Source organism: Okeania sp., from assembly GCF_983059655.1.
In genome coordinates, this window is sequence record NZ_CEZPJD010001099.1 from 1 (window position 1) to 2,093 (window position 2,093).

General features: G+C 28.5%; 1 protein-coding gene. It reads right to left on the reverse strand.

Going from position 1 to position 2,093, the window contains the following annotated elements:
• Positions 1-171: 171 nt before the first annotated feature.
• Positions 172-2,093 (reverse strand): tetratricopeptide repeat protein (locus AC3DU7_RS32165; RefSeq protein ID WP_488043290.1); only part of this gene is annotated, 1,922 nt, incomplete at its 5' end.

The following is a 2,093-nucleotide window of genomic DNA, read 5'->3' on the forward strand; positions in this document are numbered from 1 at the left end:
CTGAGAATTACCGATTTTAAACTATAAGGAAGTTTTGAACCCAAACTTCCTTTTCTTGTTGTTTATCTAACAGGATTTACGCAAATTCTGAGACAACACGCTATCTATAGAGGGCGAATGCCATTCGCCCCTACAGATGGTTTGTATTTTCTGGTTTTGCGTAAGTCTTGTCTAAGTTAAAAACTCTTTTCGAGTGGCTTCGATTTGCCGATTCATTCCTAACTTTTGAAATTTTTCTATAGCTTCATTAGCATTATCTTTAGATTTTTGAATATAGCCTCTTGCTTTTTCTAAAAATGCTAAAGATTGATAACAAAAAGCAATTGTTACCCGATCATTATTATTGTCAGCTATAGTGAAAATTTTCTTTAGTGTTTCTTCAGCAAACTCAAAATCTTCTAGTTCAATAGCTACATCACATAACCAGTTTTCACATAGAGATATACCACGTTGCCATTGATTATTTTCAGCTAACTTTAAAGATTTTTCAAATACTATCTTTGCTTCATTATATTGTTTTTGTTCAAATAAAACCCAACCTTGATAAAAATTCCAGATCATAAACCGACGAGGATGACTAGCTTCTGTTACTTGAGTTTTTGTTAGTAATTGTTTAGCTTTATTAAGCCATTGTTGGGCTTTATTGATTTTATTTTGAATAATACGAACATAACAAATATCTATAGCTAAATCTATCTGAAATATAGGATTATGATGATGCTTTTTCTGAAGCCAGACTTGAGAAAATAACTCGATCGCTTCATTTAATTTTTCTGGTGTTTCTATCAGAGTAAGAATCCATGCTTTATCAAACATTACTTCAATAGCTATTTCATAATCATGCTTCATTTTAGCTGTTTTGATCGTCCAATCATTCCATTCTAAACGATTATTCCAATTAGTTAAGCGATCGCTTTGATAACCTCGAAGATAAGAATAACTTTTAATCTGTTGCCAAAAGTATTTAACATCATTATATCTATCTTCATTAATACACCATGAAATAACATCAGTAATATTCTCCCATTCTGTTTCTAATTCTTGATAATCATTCCATTCTTTCTCATCTTTACCACCATATTGTTCCACAAATTCTTGATACCAGTTTACCCAATTATTTCGTAATTCTTTTTCCCAGTTTGTATCTTCTTTCAACTGTACCAATACATAACTACGAATAATAGGTAATATTTGATATTTTTCGCCACTACGTTGAATTAAGTTGAGTTTCTTTAATTCAGTAAATCCTTTATCTATTTCTTTATTATTAGTAATCTTTGCAATTTCAGTTATGATTTCATCACAAGTAATTTTAGACAATAAAGCTAAAGCAGTTAATAATTTGTAGCTAGATTTTCCTTTTAATGGTTCAATAAAACTTTCCAAACAGTAATCAACTATATGACTCTCAGCCAAACTGATTTTTTTAATTACAGATTCAAAAGAGTGATGATTAGCTATTTGACCAATAATTAAAACAATTGCTAAAGGAATACCACAAGATACCCTATAAATATCTTTCTCTTGTTTTTCGTCTAATTTAATATTTTTTAATTCAGCTATATGTTTAATTAATTTTAGTCCAGATGCTTCAGATAATTCATCTAGATTAATATTAATCGAAATCCCAAAATCAGTTTTTTTGCGACTGGTAATAACAACTTTAACCTTCTTTGGTAAATTTCTTAAAAACCAAATAATATCATTAATATCTTCAACAGTTTCCAAATTATCTACGATTAACAAAGTTTTGTATTTTCTTAATAAATCCAGAATTGCATCTATACAACTATTAAAGTCTAATTTTAATAATTCTTTTTGCTCAAAAGTTGTAGCAATATCCTTGAGAATTTGTTGACAAGATAGTTCTTTTTTATAAGAAGGTGTGATAATTTTTTCAGATGTTATTTCTTTTTGCTTAAATGTACTAAATACAATAGCATTATATTGATAATTTTCATCAGACCTTTCTTGACTAACTGTTAAACAATAATTAGCAGCTTCTAAAATTAAACTCGTCTTGCCAATACCACCTATTCCCGTAATAGTAATTTGAGAAATATTATTATTTTTGATAGAAAGTTTCTCTTTTA